14 protein-coding genes and 4 pseudogenes are annotated in these 17,197 nt (G+C 41.8%); 15 read left to right on the forward strand and 3 right to left on the reverse strand.

Annotation, left to right across the window (positions count from 1 at the left end):
• The first annotated feature begins 216 nt into the window (after window positions 1-216).
• From sppA to M5V91_RS27315, 9 genes and pseudogenes are all read left to right on the forward strand, one after another.
• Complete coding sequence (gene sppA / locus M5V91_RS27275) at window positions 217-1,227, forward strand: signal peptide peptidase SppA (RefSeq protein ID WP_019383062.1); 1,011 nt, start codon at window positions 217-219, stop codon at window positions 1,225-1,227.
• 14 nt (window positions 1,228-1,241) lie between these two features.
• Window positions 1,242-1,829, forward strand: coding sequence for an RDD family protein (locus M5V91_RS27280; RefSeq protein ID WP_009333288.1), 588 nt, complete (start codon window positions 1,242-1,244; stop codon window positions 1,827-1,829).
• A gap of 81 nt (window positions 1,830-1,910) precedes the next feature.
• On the forward strand, window positions 1,911-2,606 hold the full coding sequence (locus M5V91_RS27285; RefSeq protein WP_009333286.1) for a DUF2953 domain-containing protein: 696 nt from the start codon (window positions 1,911-1,913) through the stop codon (window positions 2,604-2,606).
• A 17-nt stretch (window positions 2,607-2,623) separates the two neighbouring features.
• On the forward strand, window positions 2,624-3,088 hold the full coding sequence (gene ytfJ / locus M5V91_RS27290; protein ID WP_251174720.1) for a GerW family sporulation protein: 465 nt from the start codon (window positions 2,624-2,626) through the stop codon (window positions 3,086-3,088).
• 127 nt (window positions 3,089-3,215) lie between these two features.
• A complete protein-coding gene (tpx, locus tag M5V91_RS27295) occupies window positions 3,216-3,716 on the forward strand; it encodes a thiol peroxidase (protein ID WP_251174721.1) in 501 nt (166 codons plus the stop codon).
• A 128-nt stretch (window positions 3,717-3,844) separates the two neighbouring features.
• Window positions 3,845-4,827, forward strand: a pseudogene (locus tag M5V91_RS27300) (class I SAM-dependent methyltransferase).
• Between the two features lie 529 nt (window positions 4,828-5,356).
• Window positions 5,357-6,544, forward strand: a complete 1,188-nt coding sequence (locus M5V91_RS27305) for an acetate kinase (protein WP_009333278.1) — start codon at window positions 5,357-5,359, stop codon at window positions 6,542-6,544.
• Window positions 6,545-6,681: 137 nt separating this feature from the next.
• A pseudogene (locus tag M5V91_RS27310) lies at window positions 6,682-7,520 on the forward strand (EcsC family protein).
• Between the two features lie 41 nt (window positions 7,521-7,561).
• Window positions 7,562-8,074 (forward strand): MogA/MoaB family molybdenum cofactor biosynthesis protein, encoded by a 513-nt coding sequence (locus tag M5V91_RS27315; protein WP_019383064.1) that lies wholly within the window; start codon window positions 7,562-7,564, stop codon window positions 8,072-8,074.
• Between the two features lie 237 nt (window positions 8,075-8,311).
• Here the strand turns inward: M5V91_RS27315 and M5V91_RS27320 are convergent, their stop codons facing one another.
• Window positions 8,312-8,626 (reverse strand): hypothetical protein, encoded by a 315-nt coding sequence (locus M5V91_RS27320; protein ID WP_009333272.1) that lies wholly within the window; start codon window positions 8,624-8,626, stop codon window positions 8,312-8,314.
• 240 nt (window positions 8,627-8,866) lie between these two features.
• Here M5V91_RS27320 and pbp4b point away from each other — a divergent pair.
• The 3 genes and pseudogenes from pbp4b (at window position 8,867) to argH (ending at window position 13,046) form a co-directional block, all read left to right on the forward strand.
• Window positions 8,867-10,257, forward strand: a pseudogene (gene pbp4b, locus M5V91_RS27325) (penicillin binding protein PBP4B).
• Between the two features lie 189 nt (window positions 10,258-10,446).
• The gene (locus M5V91_RS27330) at window positions 10,447-11,655 is read left to right on the forward strand and encodes an argininosuccinate synthase (protein WP_009333268.1); all 1,209 of its coding nucleotides are present in this window, start codon (window positions 10,447-10,449) and stop codon (window positions 11,653-11,655) included.
• Complete coding sequence (argH, locus tag M5V91_RS27335) at window positions 11,652-13,046, forward strand: argininosuccinate lyase (protein ID WP_009333266.1); 1,395 nt, start codon at window positions 11,652-11,654, stop codon at window positions 13,044-13,046. Before M5V91_RS27330 ends, argH begins: the two co-directional genes overlap by 4 nt.
• Window positions 13,047-13,085: 39 nt before the next feature.
• Here argH and M5V91_RS27340 read toward each other — a convergent pair whose 3' ends face one another.
• Window positions 13,086-13,541, reverse strand: a complete 456-nt coding sequence (locus tag M5V91_RS27340; RefSeq protein ID WP_009333264.1) for a universal stress protein — start codon at window positions 13,539-13,541, stop codon at window positions 13,086-13,088.
• A 109-nt stretch (window positions 13,542-13,650) separates the two neighbouring features.
• On the opposite strand from M5V91_RS27340, the gene M5V91_RS27345 reads away from it, so the two are divergent.
• Window positions 13,651-13,818, forward strand: a complete 168-nt coding sequence (locus M5V91_RS27345; protein ID WP_009333262.1) for a hypothetical protein — start codon at window positions 13,651-13,653, stop codon at window positions 13,816-13,818.
• 157 nt (window positions 13,819-13,975) lie between these two features.
• Complete coding sequence (gene ald / locus M5V91_RS27350) at window positions 13,976-15,097, forward strand: alanine dehydrogenase (RefSeq protein ID WP_009333260.1); 1,122 nt, start codon at window positions 13,976-13,978, stop codon at window positions 15,095-15,097.
• A 95-nt stretch (window positions 15,098-15,192) separates the two neighbouring features.
• Here ald and M5V91_RS27355 read toward each other — a convergent pair.
• Window positions 15,193-16,289, reverse strand: a pseudogene (locus tag M5V91_RS27355) (M24 family metallopeptidase).
• Window positions 16,290-16,450: 161 nt separating this feature from the next.
• Between M5V91_RS27355 and M5V91_RS27360 the strand changes: the two are divergent.
• The gene (locus tag M5V91_RS27360) at window positions 16,451-17,131 is read left to right on the forward strand and encodes a metal-dependent hydrolase (RefSeq protein WP_009333256.1); all 681 of its coding nucleotides are present in this window, start codon (window positions 16,451-16,453) and stop codon (window positions 17,129-17,131) included.
• Window positions 17,132-17,197 lie beyond the last annotated feature (66 nt).

Here is a 17,197-nt window from a genome sequence, read left to right on the forward strand (position 1 = left end):
GGGGAAATGTCCTTGAGGATTTTCTTTCCCAAATAATTCATATTTTGCTATGATTATGGTTGCCTGAGTTCAGTTTACCTTTTTTGAAACATTTTAAAAGTTTATACGTATGAAGAATATGTGACGAATAGGTTTTCTGGGAATCATAATCGGTCAAACAAGGCACAAGGCGGCTGGTTATGTAAGGAGAAAGCATATTAAAAGGAGGATTTCACAATGAATGGAAAACGTTGGGCTGCACTGGGAATAGCAGCAGGTCTGTTTGTTTTTTCTGTTGTGCTGAACTTTGTAACTGCATTTGCATTTACAGATTTTGAAAGCTCGGTAAATGAACTGTTTGCAGGAAGCAATGAAGCGTTTTTGGAAGAAGTCATTGAAGAGGGAAATGCACAGAAAAAGATAGCCGTGCTTGATGTAAATGGAGTGATTCAGGATACTGGAGATGCAGCTTCTTTATTTGCAAGCCCGGGATATAATCACAAAGGATTCATGGATAATCTTGAATATGTGAAAGAAGACGGCACAGTAAAGGCGATTGTCATTAAGGTTAATTCTCCAGGCGGAGGAGTAGTGGAAAGCGCCGAAATACATGATAAGATTATTGAAATTCAAAAAGAAACAAAGAAGCCAGTATACATATCAATGGGGTCCATGGCTGCATCCGGAGGCTATTATATATCCGCTCCGGCTGACAAGATATTTGCGAGCCCTGAGACAATGACCGGTTCGCTGGGTGTTATCATGCAGGGCTATAATTATGCAGGGCTTGCTGAAAAATATGGTGTCGAGTTTGTAACGATTAAGAGCGGGCCGTATAAAGATATTATGAGCCCTACCAGAGATATGACAGATGAGGAAAGAAAAATCCTTCAATCCATGATTGATAATTCATATGCAGGGTTTGTTAAAGTCATCTCGGAAGGACGCGGACTAACTGAGGCACAGGTGAAGGAAATTGCTGATGGCCGTATTTATGACGGACGGCAGGCGAAAGAACTAAATCTAATCGACGGTTTTGGCTATGCCGATGATGTAATTGAACAATTAAAGAAAGACCATAAATTAGATGGTGCCCAGGTTGTTAAGTACACTGAGAATTTTGGGTTCGGCTCCATGTTCAGCATGGGGGCGCGAAAAATCATGGGGGATGACCTGGAAATGGCAGGGATGATGAAATTGTTATCTCAGCCAAACTCACCGCGTTTAATGTATCTTTATGCTGAATAGGGAGGGGAGAGAAAATGACTTCAAATGAACAGAATGAAAGAGAGCTTGCCCGTCCTGTATCATTGCAGGGTGAAGGCAGGAATGAGTCATCCCCTGATGAAGCAGCTCCTGCTGTTAACGAAACGATTACACAAGCAGAAACCCTCCCCATTCAGAAAACTGGGGAACCAATCAGGTTTGCCGGGTTTTGGATGAGATTTTGGGCTTATCTTTTAGATTTAATTGTGGTTGGCAGTGTTGACCGGATATTGATTAATCCAATTTTTAGGGCGCTGGATATTCCTCTGCATGAAAGCAATTTGTTTGCTCCGATTTCGATAGCTACTGCCATTACGTTTTATGCCTATTTTGTGCTGATGACAAAGTTTTTTGGCCAGACACTCGGTAAAATGGTATTTGGTTTAAAGGTAGTAAATCTTAAAGGAGAGAAACTGACATGGAGCACAATTTTGTTCCGTGAATGGATCGGCCGCTTTATATCAGCGACCATTTTTGTCGGGTATGTGATTGTAGCATTCCTGCCGAAGAAACAGGGGCTGCATGACCTTTTTGCAGAAACCTCTGTAGTTCATGAAAGGCAAAAAGAACAAGTCTATAATTGAAAAAAGGAAGCCTGTCACCGCTTGGTGGCAGGTTTATTTTTTCAGTTGGGCATAATACAATGCTGAAAGGGTGTGAAAAAAGTGAAGTGGCTTCTGATTGCCGTAATTGCCCTCATACTTCTTTTAATTCTAATCATGGCAACAAAACTAAAGATATATATTCATTTTTACCATGGTAATGATAATGACCATTTAAAAATCCAATTTAAAGCCTGGTTCGGCCTAATCAGATACAAAATAGAAGTCCCTCTAATAAAACTTGATGATAACTCGCCAACTCTTGTTGTTAATGAAAAGACAGCTGCTGGACCACAGGAGGATGCTCCTAAACAGGATACAAAGCAATTCTCCGCAAAAGATCTTATTAATAGTTTGCATGATACGAAATCAATAATAAATCATATCGTGTCTATTCACAAAATAATACGGAAATTTCTAAAGCGTGTGACTATCCGGAATCTTGAATGGCATACATTTGCTGGCCTTGGGGATGCAGCCCATACGGGAATGCTAACTGGAGCTCTCTGGGCGATAAAAGGGAGCATTCTTGGATTAATAAGTCATTATATGAAGCTGAAAACGCCTCCCAGCATCACTGTAACTCCCCATTTCCAATTTTCCGTTTCACAAACAGCCATTTCATGTATGATTCATTTTCGTGTCGGGCATGCTATGTTAGCAGGAATTAAACTGATCAAATATTGGAAAGGCGGACGGCCCGACTTCAGGACAAAGCCGCTTTCTGCCTTATCTGATGATGGTACTAAAACTGTCTAAAAAAGGAGGAGCAATGAATGTCTGACCATCCTATTCAAGGTCTTATGACTACTGCCATGGAAAACCTGAAAGAGATGATTGATGTTAACACCATAATTGGGGATCCAGTAGAAACCCCTGATGGAAGTGTAATTTTAACCGTTTCAAAGGTCGGCTTTGGTTTTGCCGCAGGAGGAAGCGAATTCATGCTTGATGGACAATCAGGCGAGGAAAAGGGCCACCCGTTTGGCGGCGGAAGCGGCGGCGGTGTCTCCATCACTCCAATCGCCTTTTTGATTGTCAATTCTCAAGGGGTGAAAATGGTTCATCTGGATGAAAGCACTCATTTATATGAGAAAATTCTTGACCTTGCTCCACAGGCCGTCGATAAAATTCAGCAAATGTTCAACAAGAAAGACGGAGGAGCCGGCAATCAGCAAAGCCAGCCTCAGAGTCAAAACAATGATGAGTACAGCGGCAAGAAACAAGACCTTGATATTTAAGAGAAGGAAGTTAACTTTCCCAGGGAGAGTTAACTTTTTTCTTGGAATGTATCCTTAATAATTGCAAAAAAGATTCTGAAAAGATATGATTTACACTGTACATAAGTGATTAAGGAGGACGATTTAAATGGCATCTATTACGTTCAAAGGAAATCCTGTAACATTGCTGGGCAATGAAGTAAAAGTTGGAGATAAAGCTCCTGAATTCAAGGTGCTGGCAAATGATCTTTCTGAAGTAACACTTGCTGATTCAAAAGGGCAGGTGCGTCTAATCAGCGTAGTTCCTTCTATTGACACGGGAGTTTGTGATGCACAGACACGCCGTTTTAACAAAGAAGCTTCCAAGCTTGACAATGTTAAGATTCTTACTGTAAGTGTGGATCTTCCATTTGCTCAAAAACGCTGGTGTGCAGCAGCAGGCATTGAAAATGTTCAAACCGTTTCTGATCACCGTGACCTTTCTTTCGGAGAAGCTTATGGGGTTGCCATCCAGGAACTTCGCCTATTGGCTCGTGCCGTTTTTGTTGTCGATTCAAATGACACAGTTACATATGCGGAATATGTAAGTGAAGCAACAGATCATCCAAACTATGAAGCGGCCGTGGAAGCTGCTAAGCAGGCGAAATAATCATAGAATATTGAAAGCTCCGGATTTGGTCCGGGGCTTTATTTTTTACTTCCCTTCAGCACCAAACTTGTGAATGAAACAAAAGCCCGTTAAAATAGGAAAAAGAATAAGGACGGGAGGAATAAGCTGTGAAAATAACTCCGGTTGAGGATTTATTTACCATTTTAAATGAAACGGCTACGATTATGCAGGAAGAACTGCATTCTACATACCTTGAAGCTCTTGCAGAAACAGGAGAGAATTTATTCCATGAAAGCATTCTTCAGGATGAGCTAAGCGAATTAACAGTAAAAAGGCTTAGGAAGAGTTATGAATCAATTAACTTAAGCAGCTACTCAAAAGAAGAGATTAGAAAATCCTTTCAGCTTGCCATATTAAAAGGCATGAAAGAAAATGTACAGCCTAATCATCAAATGACTCCTGATGCAGTGGGCATGCTAATGGGGTATCTAGTCGAAAAATTCATTCAGGAAAAAGTTTCCGCCTGCTGGATCCTGCAGTAGGAACAGGAAATTTATTGACAACTGTAATGAATCACCAAAAGGATAAAACGGTTGAGGCAACTGGGATTGAGATTGACGACTTATTAATTAAGCTTGCTTATATAAATGCCAATTTACAGGAGCATCCCATTCAATTTTTTAACCAGGATAGCCTTGAGCCCCTGTTTATAGAAGCTGCTGATGCTGTAGTGAGTGATCTGCCTATTGGCTATTATCCGAATGATGTCCGTTCAGCTGAGTATAAGTTAAAAGCAGATGAGGGACATTCCTATTCCCATCACTTATTTATTGAGCAGAGCATGAATCATGTGAAATCTGGAGGTTATTTATTTTTCATCATTCCAAATGGGCTGTTTGAAAGTGAACAGGCACCAAAGCTGCATGAATTCATTAAGGAAACTGCCTATATTCAAGGTTTGGTCCAGCTGCCGCTTACCATGTTCAAAAATGAAAAAGCTGCCAAAAGCATATTTATCCTTCAGAAAAAAGGGGATGGAGTCACTCCACCTAAGCAGGCTCTGCTGGTCAACTTGCCCAGCTTGTCCAAAACAGCAGAAGCTGAAAAAATTCTCAAGAAAATTGATGTCTGGTTTAAAGAAAGCAAATAAGGATAAACGAAAAGAAGCCGTGCATTTGCCGGCTTCTTTTTAAATGTATGGAAAGTATAATTTTTACACATTGATAACTGTCTAGCGCAAGCAGCCTACCCCTCGAGGTCACAAGCCGTTTCCTTTCAGAAGGAAGAGCGCCTTTCTTACAGCAACCGTCATATGCCTATCGTCCCTGGGCAGTTTCCTCCACATTTCGGGGGAATCCTCACAAAAAGGCAAAGGACGCCTTTCCGAGAGGCACGTCTTGTGCATGTCCGGGGTGGGCAAGGCGCTGCCGCTTTTCTTTAAATATAGGGAAGTATCAGAAAATATTTAATTTATCATGAAAACGATACCATTGCAAGGTGCTTCTTGAAATGTATTGCTTACAGTGTTTAAATGGGAAATTGAGAGATATTAATTGTGGCCGATGCACAGAATAAAGTTGTATTACTTTTAGTGTCGTATCACACATTGTTATATAAAAGTATGGGTTTGGAGAGACAATGAAGTCCCTTTGAACATCTTCTAAAGGAGCGGTAGCTTTATGGCAAAAATCATAGCAATCAATGCCGGCAGTTCTTCGTTAAAATTTCAATTATTTGACATGCCGAGTGAAGAGGTTATTACCAAAGGATTAATCGAGCGTATTGGGCTGGATAATGCAGTCTTCAATATCTCTGTAAATGGAGAAAAAATCAAGGAAGTAACGGATATACCTGATCATGCAGTTGCGGTTAAAATCCTGCTTGATAAATTAACAAATCTTGGGATTATTAAATCTCTTGATGAGATCGAAGGAATTGGCCATCGTGTAGTACACGGCGGTGAGGCATTCAACGATTCTGTAGTCATTACGGATGAAGTGCTTGCGAAAATAGATGAACTTTCTGAACTTGCACCCCTTCATAACCCGGCTAATATTACGGGAATTAAGGCATTCCAGCAGGTTCTTCCAAATGTGCCTGCAGTGGCGGTATTTGATACAGCATTTCATCAGACGATGCCTGAAAGCTCATTCCTATATAGTCTGCCATATGAGTATTATGAAAAGTATGGCATCCGCAAGTATGGATTCCATGGCACTTCACATAAATATGTATCAGAGCGTGCTGCAGAAATGCTTGGCCGACCGCTTGAACAGCTTCGCCTCATCTCCTGCCATTTAGGGAATGGAGCGAGTATTACAGCTATTGAAGGCGGAAAGTCAATCGATACCTCCATGGGGTTCACTCCGTTAGCGGGTGTTACAATGGGTACGCGCTCAGGTAACATTGACCCTGCACTTATTCCATTCATTATGGAAAAGACGGGTAAGAATGCAGATGAAGTTCTTGACGTTCTAAATAAAAAGAGCGGTATGCTGGGTGTTTCCGGATTCTCCAGTGATCTTCGCGATATTGAAGTTCAAGCTGTTGAAGGAAATGAAAGAGCAGAATTGGCTCTTGAAGTATTCGCAAACAGAATCCATAAATATATCGGATCCTATGCATCCCGCATGTATGGCGTAGATGCGATCATCTTCACAGCCGGAATCGGTGAGAATAGTGATGTCATCCGTGATCGTGTTCTTCAGGGGCTGGAATTCATGGGCGTATACTGGGATCCTGCATTAAATAAAGTACGCGGTGAAGAAGCATTCATTAACTACCCTCATTCACCAGTTAAAGTCATGATTATCCCGACAAATGAGGAAGTCATGATTGCACGTGATGTTTTGAGATTGTCTAAATAACATTCATAACAAGGCAAGGGCTAATGCTCTTGTCTTTTTGTTTTTATCGAGATTTAGTCCCCGCCAGGCGGAAGGAGAATTCATCATCTGCTTATGCTATACTGAGTCCAAGAAAAAATGTTTTGGGAGGAATTGCGATGCCATTGAACGAACGGGAAGAAAGTGTTTTGACCGGTATTCAGGAGTGGGAGAACAAGCTGTTAAATTATGAGCCCAATGATTTGGAAATGGTTTATGATAAATCATTGGAAAGGTCTTTCTCACTATTGCCTGAAGAAGTTCAGCAGCAATTTTTTCAGCAATGGATAGCTGGCTGTTTCATCTTCATGCGCTTATTCAAGGCTCTCAGCTTCAAATGGATGCGAAAGAGCGCATTTTGACAGCAGGCCGTGTTTTTCATTCTGATATTGAAACGATTGAAGACCTTAAGCAATTGACTATCGACCAGCTTCAATACATAGCTCAGCAGCAGATTGCCCGGCATCGTCTTTATTCTTTTGCGCAAGGCGGCATTGCAGGTTCAGGCAGCTCACTCATGCTGGGTACAGATATTCCTGCTATGGCGGTTATTAATCTTCGTGCCGTCCAGCTGATTGCCATGACCTATGGTTTTGAAGTCAATACTCCATTCGAAATGATGAGCTCTCTTAAGGTTTTTCACGCAGCCACACTGCCGCCGCGCATGCAGGGCAGTGCTTGGGAAGAATTAAAGAACGAGCTGAAGAATCAGGAAGAATTCTATTTTTATGAGGGAAAAGAAGAATTGACTGATATAACCTGGGTTGAGCAGCCAATGAAGCAGCTTTTTAAAGCGATGGCTATTTACTTTTTTCGGAGAAAATCCGTTCAAGGAATTCCTTTCATCAGCATGGCCATTGGAGCCGGGACCAATTATCAGCTGACAAGAAAAGTAACAGATTTCGCTCATAAATATTATCAAATGAGATATTTGCATAGAAAAAACAATCAGCAGTAAACTCCCGGATAACTATGATTTATAAGCAAAGGTGATGCCAAATGAGTACATTCGAGCATAAAAAAGAAGCGCCAAAAGAAGTTAGATGCAAAGTGGTCACCGTGAGTGATACGAGAGATAAAGAAACTGATAAAAGCGGAAAGCTGATGATCCGCCTGCTGGAAGAGGCAGGACATGTCATATCTGACTATGAAATCGTCAAGGATGAAGGAAGTCTCATTCGCCAGGCCGTATTAAAAGGTTGTGAAAACCCCGGCATTGATGCTGTACTTACAAATGGAGGCACTGGAATTGCGTTAAGGGACGTGACTATTGAGACAGTAAGACAATTATTTGATAAAGAAATGGACGGATTCGGCGAATTGTTCAGAATGCTAAGCTATACGGAAGATATCGGGTCTGCGGCCATTCTTTCACGGGCTGCTGCAGGCACAGTTCAAAATAAAGCAGTTTTCTCAACACCAGGATCATCAGGGGCAGTTCGCCTTGCGATGAATAAGCTGATTTTGCCTGAACTCGGGCATATCGTCAGGGAACTAAGGAAAGATTTATAAAGGGCAAAAAAACCTTTCCGCCGCGGAAAGGTTTTTTTGAAAAGAGAAGGAAGTATCATTTTTGAACTTTGAGAACCGTCTAGCGTAAGCAGCCCTCCCCCTCGAATTGACGCAGGACAAGGAAGGCTTCGAAAGGCTTCGGCAGCAAAAACATCGCGACCGAAAGCGGCGGCTTTTGAGAGGACGTGGCGTTCTTAGTCTGCATTTCTTCCTGGGCAAGGCGCTTCCGCTTTTCTATTATGAATGCATTTTCCCTGTAATATCCTGATTCGTTCGATACCATAGCCACAGATCATTTATGACTGATGCCAGTTCTGAAATTTCACTGTTAAGTCTGCATGATCTTTCGAAATTGCCCTCATCTGATAGCTCAGCCTGTTTCCTGTTGATATCCGCTTCAAGCTCTGCGATGCGGTCAGGAATCCTGCCTCTTATTTTTTCCCACTGAAACAGGATCATCTGCTGTGTTTTTGGTGAATATTCATCCCAATCCCGATCAAAGGCCGGTATAGGAATGCCAAGACGGCGATTATGTGAAAAATGCTCTTCCATTATGAATCCCCCAAACGATAATCTTGTTTTTATTTTACTATAAAGGTGTTTATGGTGCATGGATGTTTTAGTATTCAATCTTTTTTGCAGATACTACTATGGGACTAATGTGAAAATAAATGAACTTGGTTCACAAGTACTGATTTAATAGAAAGGCTATGGGATTGGTTTGCAGATTTAATAGAAATCGAATAGTATATTTACTATTAAGAATATTTAATTATTTTAAAGGGGGAGAATATGAAAAGGTTTATAACACGCTTAACAGTTTTAGGCCTGGTGTTGAGTTTGCTTTTGCCTTATCCCATTGCAGCCTTAGGAGTGGAATTGGGCACAACAGATAGCAGCAGTTCAGAAGAGCAAGTCTTTAAACATAAAAAACCATTAGAATATCCAACCTTGTCAAAAGCAAAGCGCCCCGAGGATGCAGGCTTTTCTTCCAAAAGGCTCAAAGAGGTTGATAAGCTGATCGAGGGAGAAATAGAAAATGGTTTTCCAGGAGCAGCTTTAGTCGTAATTAAAGATGGAAAGATTGTTAAAAACTCCGCATATGGTTCAGCCAAAATATTTGATAAAACTGATCCATTAACTCACCCGCAGAAAATGAAGACAAAAACCATGTTTGACTTAGCATCAAACACGAAAATGTATGCCGTTAACTTTTCACTGCAGCATCTTGTCAGTGAAGGTAAGATCAATCTTGAAGAAAAAATTCAGCATTATTTTCCTGCATTTAAAGATTCAGCGGACGATGAAATAAAAGGGAAAGGTGAACTCCGGATAATCGACTTGCTTCATCATACTGCCGGATTTCCTTCAAGCATCCATTATCATAATCCTGAAAGGGCGGGAGAATTGTATTCCCAGGAACGCAGTAAAACGCTTTCCATGATTTTAAAAACTCCCCTTCAGTATGAACCTGGCACCAAACAGGTTTACAGTGACATTGACTATATGCTGCTGGGATTTATTATTGAAAAAATAACGGGAATGCAGCTGGACCATTATACTGAGAATCATATCTATAAGCCCTTAGGGTTAAAGCATACTTTATTTAATCCGCTCCGCAAGGGTTTCAAAGAAAAGGATTTCGCTGCAACTGAATTACACGGCAACACCAGGGATGGGGTCATTTCCTTCCCTAATATTCGGACCTATACTCTCCAGGGAGAGGTTCATGATGAGAAGTCTTTTTATTCAATGGATGGAATATCCGGGCATGCTGGCCTCTTTTCCACAACTTCAGATCTTGCTGTCCTGATGCAGGTGATGCTTAATGATGGAGGCTATGGAAATGTAAAGTTATTTGATAAACGCACAATTGATGAGTTTGTAGAACCATATGATATGAACCCTACATATGGGTTAGGATGGCGTTTGAACGGAGATTCAAGTATGGAGTGGATGTTCAGCCAGTATGCCGGGAAAAAGTTTTTGGACATACTGGCTGGACAGGAACGGTAACGGTGATAGACAGGGAAAATAATTTAGCTGTCGCTCTCCTGACAAATAAAAAACATTCTCCAGTCATCGATCCATTAAAAGATCCGCATAAGTTTCAAGGTGACACATACAGCATCAGTCAATATGGAAGTGTAATTTCAGCGGTTTATGAAGCATTAAATGACTAAACTATTACAGGGCAAAAGCCAAAACGGGGCTTTTGCCTTTTTTGTTGGGAAAATTATATTTATTTTTATACATTTTTTAGAATAAGTATTGATTTTTAAAGAAAAGGTTGTTAAAGTAAGAGAATAATAAATGAATAAAAACATAATTTAGTTGTATATTTATACGAACAATCTAAGGAGGAAATATAAATGTCACAAAATAAAGTTGTTCTTGCATACTCAGGCGGATTGGATACATCAGTTGCGGTTAAATGGCTGCAGGATCAAGGTTATGCTGTTGTTGCCTGCTGCCTAGACGTTGGTGAAGGGAAAGATCTGAACTTTATCCAGAAAAAAGCTTTAACTGTGGGAGCTGTCCAATCTTATGTGATTGATGCAAAAGAGGAATTTGCTAATGAATATGCATTAATAGCGCTGCAGGCACATGCCTTATATGAAAATAAGTATCCATTAGTCTCTGCACTTTCACGCCCGCTGATCGCCAAAAAGCTTGTTGAAGTAGCAGAAAAAGAAGGTGCAGTAGCAGTCGCGCATGGATGTACCGGCAAAGGAAATGACCAGGTTCGTTTTGAAGTGGCAATTCAGGCCCTTAACCCTGATCTTCAAGTGCTGGCTCCGGTTCGTGAGTGGAGCTGGTCACGTGAGGAAGAAATTGAATATGCAAAACAAAACAATATCCCCATCCCAATTAATCTGGATTCTCCGTACAGCATTGATCAAAACTTATGGGGCAGAAGCAATGAGTGCGGAGTCTTGGAAGATCCATGGGCAGCTCCTCCGGAAGATGCATACGATCTTACTGTTTCTCTTGAAAAAGCACCTGATACACCTGATACGGTTGAAATCGGTTTTGAAAAGGGTGTTCCAGTCAGCTTGAATGGCAAAAGTATGAAGCTTTCCGAGCTTATTGCCGAACTGAATGAGGTTGCAGGCAAGCATGGAGTTGGGCGTATCGATCATGTGGAAAATCGTCTTGTCGGAATCAAATCCCGTGAAGTTTACGAGTGTCCGGGAGCAATGACACTCCTTAAAGCACATAAAGAGCTTGAGGATTTAACGATGGTAAAAGAATTGGCCCACTTTAAACCGGTTATTGAGAAAAAAGTGGCTGAGCTTATATACGAGGGATTGTGGTTCTCGCAGCTTAACAATGCTTTAACGGCTTTCCTGAAAGAGACACAAACCTTTGTTACAGGAACAGTGAGAGTGAAGCTGTTTAAAGGCCATGCGATTGTTGAAGGAAGAAAATCTCCTTATTCCCTATACGATGAAAAGTTAGCAACTTATACTTCTGATGATGAATTTGACCATAATGCGGCAGTAGGCTTTATTAAGCTTTGGGGATTGCCGACAAAGGTGCAGAGCATTGTTCAAAACAGCAAGAAGGTGACAGTGTGAAAAAGTTATGGGGAGGCAGATTCACAAAATCTGCTGAAGAATGGGTAGATGAGTTCGGAGCGTCAATTTCATTTGACCAGGAATTGGTTATGGAAGATATCGAAGGGAGCATGGCCCATGTTGCCATGCTTTCTAAAACAGGAATCATCACAGAGGACGAAGCTCAAAAAATCAAAACAGGCCTTCAGCAGCTTAAAGAGAAAGCTGCTAAGGGTGAACTGGCTTACTCAGTAAAGCTTGAAGATATCCATTTAAATCTTGAGAGTCATTTGACCGAACTGTCTGGGCCTGTCGGAGGTAAACTTCATACCGCAAGAAGCCGAAATGACCAGGTGGCAACAGATATGCATTTATACTTGCGAAAGCAGGTGGAGCAGATTGTTGAATTGATTCAGGAAATGCAGGAAGAGTTAATCATCCAGGCTGAAAATAATGTGGAAACTATCATGCCGGGCTATACTCATCTGCAGCGGGCACAGCCGATCTCTTTCGGCCACCATTTAATGGCCTATTTCTGGATGCTTGAGAGGGACAAAGAGCGTTTTTCTGAAAGCTTAAAGAGAATAAACTTATCTCCTCTTGGAGCAGGGGCTCTGGCTGGCACCACTTTCCCGATTGACCGTGAGTATACAGCTGAACTTCTGGGCTTTGAAGGCATCTATGAGAACAGCCTGGATGCGGTCAGTGACAGAGACTTTATTCTTGAGTTTTTATCCTCAAGCTCAATCCTGATGATGCATCTGTCTCGTTTAAGTGAAGAATTCATCCTTTGGTCAAGCCAGGAGTTTCAATTCATTGAACTGGACGACAGCTTCGCAACTGGCAGCAGTATTATGCCGCAGAAGAAGAATCCGGATATGGCGGAACTCATCCGCGGTAAAACCGGACGTGTATACGGTAACCTTATGGGGCTGCTGACAGTACTGAAGGGCCTGCCGCTAGCCTATAATAAAGATATGCAGGAAGATAAGGAAGGGATGTTTGACACTGTAAAGACAGTCACAGGTTCACTGAAAATCTTTGCAGGGATGATCCGCACCATGAAGGTTAAAACAGAGCAAATGGAAAAAGCGACTAAAAATGATTTTTCCAACGCTACTGAATTGGCGGATTATCTATCTGATAAAGGCATTCCATTCAGAGAAGCACATGAAATTGTCGGGAAACTTGTTCTTGTCTGTGTCCAAAAGGGATGCTTCCTTGGAGATTTGCCGCTTGTTGATTTCAAGAACGCCCATTCATTGTTCGATGAAGATATTTATGAAGTGCTGAATCCTTATACAGCTGTCAAAAGAAGAAATAGTGCAGGCGGAACAGGATTCAAACAAGTAAGCATCGCAATTGATAAAGCGAAGGAATCTCTCGGCATTAAAGAGTTTGTCAATAAATAAATGAAAAAATGGCGCTGCGGAAGGCAGCGCCATTTTTTTCTATTCTTCATCTTCTTTATCCGTTCTGACAACGAGGACATCACAGCGGGCATAGCGGGTAATATGTTCAGATACACTGCCGATGATGAAACGTTCAACTGCGTTCATGCCTGTTGCACCGCAAATGATCAGGTCGACGCTGTGCTTTCTGGCAATATCCTTTGGAATTTTCACTTTTGGGGAACCATAATCGACTTCATATGTTACATTATCGATGCCTGCATCCATTGCTGTTCTTTTGTATTTTTCCATTAATTCAGTTGCGAAAAGGTCAGCCCTTTCAGCTATTGTGCGGTCATAGGCTTCAACAGTAGCAAAAGTGCGGGTATCAATGATATGTGCCAAGACAAGAGAAGCATTATTGCGCTTCGCAATTTCAATTGCTTTTTTAAAAGCCCATTCTGCTTCCGTTGAACCATCTACAGCGACTAATATGTTTTTATACTTCATGCCCATTTGTATCTCCTCCTTTACCTATATTATACAGCTGTAAAATCTGAATATCTGTAACAAAAAATCGAACAATAGTAAGGCTGATAAAAATATATTAAAGGAGCAGATGAGGATGGAAAAGCGAGAACCACAAGCAGGATCCGCATATTTTTTTGATGAGCAGGGGACAAATGAAGTTAGCGAACAAATTATGAATGCCTATAACAGCGGTGTTATTGATCAGCCGAATGCCGAGTTTGACATGAAAGCTCACGAACGGAATGAAGGCCATCTCCGATAAGAAAAAGAAGCAAAGCTCTCATTAATCATGAGAGCTTTTTAGCTGAGAATTAAGAATGCCGGAAAAAGTAAAAATGGGCAAAGGTTTTGTATACTTTTCCGTCAAATAGCCATATAAAGTTAATAGGTATTTCACTTAAATTACGGAGGTATGCAGCATGCGTATCGGAGTTCCAAAGGAAGTAAAAAACAATGAAAACAGGGTTGCGATGACCCCTGCTGGGGTTATGAATCTCATTCAATTTGGACATGAAGTCTATATCGAAGCGGATGCCGGGACAGGTTCCGGTTTTTCGGATAACGACTATATAGGTGCTGGTGCACATATTGTTCAAACTGCAGAAGAGGCATGGTCAATGGATATGGTCATGAAGGTAAAAGAGCCGATACAAGGCGAATATGTATATTTTCGGGAAGGGTTAATTCTCTTTACATATCTGCATTTGGCTGCTGAACCTGATTTGACAAGTGCTTTAATTGATAAGAAAGTAGCGGGCATTGCTTATGAAACAGTCCAGCTTCCCAACCGGACTTTGCCTCTATTGACTCCAATGAGTGAAGTTGCCGGAAGAATGGCAGCTCAGGTAGGAGCCCAATTTTTAGAAAAAATACATGGAGGGAAAGGAATCCTGCTATCGGGGGTACCAGGTGTACAGCGTGGAAATGTTACCATAATCGGCGGCGGGGTTGCTGGAACCAATGCGGCAAAAATGGCAATAGGCCTTGGGGCAAAGGTAACAATGATTGACTTGAATCCCGACCGCCTTCGGCAGCTGGATGATATCTTCGGAAAAGAAGTAACAACGCTGATCTCTAACCCTTACAATATCGCTGAAGCTGTTAAGGATTCAGATCTCGTAATTGGAGCCGTACTTATTCCGGGAGCAAAAGCACCGAAGCTTGTCACAGAGGATATGATTAAAACGATGAACCCGGGCTCTGTAATTGTGGACATTGCGATCGATCAGGGTGGAATATTCGAAACAACTGATCGAATTACGACCCATGATAATCCCACATATGAAAAGCATGGCGTAGTTCATTATGCGGTAGCTAATATGCCTGGAGCAGTTCCCAGAACATCCACTCTTGCATTGACCAACGTGACGGTGCCTTATGCAGTTCAAATTGCGAATAAAGGCTACAAGCAGGCATGTCTGGATAATGAGGCTTTATTAAAGGGAGTTAATACGTTAAATGGCTATGTGACTTACAAAGCGGTAGCAGAGGCCCATAGCCTTGACTATTCAGATACGAGTACGCAATTGGAACAGCAATAGGAAAAGCTCCAGGTATCCGCTTATCGGCGCCTGGAGCTTTCAAAAAAATCCGGAGCTGAATAGCTCCGGATTTTTTTGTGGAATTTTTCTAATGTCTATTTAATAACCTGAAGCTCTTTCGGGAACTTGGTTAAAATTTCAACTCCGTCTGCTGTTACAGCAAGGTCATCTTCAATCCGCACTCCGGCAACGCCTGGGACATAGATTCCCGGCTCGATGGTGAAAACCATACCTTCTTCAAGCAAAAGTGAGTTTGTTTCTGTTAGTGAAGGATATTCATGAACGCTCACACCTAATCCGTGGCCCAATCGATGCGGGAAATATTCGCCGTAGCCGGCTTCTGCTATCAGGTTTCTAGCTGTCAGGTCAATATCTGCGCAAGTGACTCCCGGCTTGCTCGCTTCAACAGCTGCAAGCTGAGCTTTTAAGACGGTATCATAAATTTCTTTTTGTTTATCATTAATATCACCGTAAGCTACAGTTCTAGTAATATCTGAGCAGTAGCCATTCCAGACAACTCCGAGGTCAAATAGGACTAAATCCCCTTTTTGAATCTTCGTCATTCCTGGTGTGCCATGAGGAGAAGCCCCGTTAGCCCCCGCCAGGACCATGGTAGAGAAAGACATTTCGTTAACGCCTTTTTCTTTAACGCATATTCTACAGCAGCTAGAACATCCAGTTCAGTTTTTCCTTCCTGGATCTCGGCACAGCCTGTTTCAATCGCAAAATCGGCCAGTGCACATGCTTCGCGAATGATTTCCAATTCTTTTTCATCTTTAACCATCCGAAGCTGGCGAAGCTTTTCTTCTGCCGAAGCGAATGAAGCGCCGCTGAACAGAGCAGAGATGGCTTCATACCGCTCTACATTCATATGCTCTTTTTCGATTGCTGCTTTATTTACCTTCCCAATTCTCTTATGTATGGATGTCTGGATGAATTCCCAAGGGTTCTGAATATCGCTGTAGCCAATAATTTCATGGCTCCAGCCTGCTTTCTTGGCATCTTCTTTTTCCATGGCCGGACATACGAGGAAAGGCTCTTCTTCCTGGAAAACAGCCAGCCCAAGCAAGCGTTCATGTGGGTCGCTTAAAAAGCCGCTTAAATAAAAAACATTATCCGGTGATGTTACAAAGGTGACCTGGATATCATTTTCCTTCATCCACTGAGATAGTTTCTGCAATCTATTATTCATAGTGAACCTCCTTATTTACTTATACTTTGAGAGTAGCAACTAAATAAGAAAATGTAAACTTTTTAAAGATTGCCAATCGGGTATATATTAAAAGAAAGCAGGAATAACTTGTTTTTCGTTGAAGTAACTTACATAACCTAAAATTAGAGAGGAGCATAAAATTGAAAGTATCATTTCATGGCCATGCCATAGTGAAGATCGAATCACAGGGAAAAACCATCTTAATAGATCCTTTTATTACCGGGAATGATTTGACAGACTTAAAAGCGGAGGACCAGAAGCCAGACGTCATCATTGTCACCCATGGACATGGTGACCATCTTGGGGACACGATTGAACTGGCAAAGCGCAATGACTCTCTTGTCATTGCCAACTTTGAGCTTGCCACCTATCTGGGCTGGCAGGGAGTTAACGCGCATGGAATGTCGATCGGAGGCGGATATGATTTTGACTTCGGAAGAGTGAAGCTGACACAAGCCTTTCATGGAACTGGCCTCGAGACAGAGAATCAGGAAATCATCTATTTGGGAATGCCAGCCGGTGTTCTCATCACTTTAGAAGGAAAAACGATTTACCATGCAGGGGATACAGGGCTTTTCTCTGACATGAAGTTAATTGGCGACCGGCATCCGATAGATTTGGCATTTCTGCCGATCGGGGACAATTTCACTATGGGTCCGGATGATGCAGCATACGCAGCAGAACTTCTTGGCGCCAAAAAGGTGGTTCCGATTCACTTCAACACGTTCCCGCCAATCAGGCAGGATCCGCATAAATTCATCAGCATGCTGGAAACAGGAGTCGGGCAAGTGCTGGAAGCAGGAGAATCAATCGAATTATAATATGAAAACGCAGCTTCTGATGGAGGCTGCGTTTGTTAATGAGGAATGTATAAATCCTGAAGTTAG

This window comes from Cytobacillus pseudoceanisediminis, from assembly GCF_023516215.1.
GTDB classification, from domain to species: Bacteria; Bacillota; Bacilli; order Bacillales; family Cytobacillaceae; genus Cytobacillus; species Cytobacillus pseudoceanisediminis.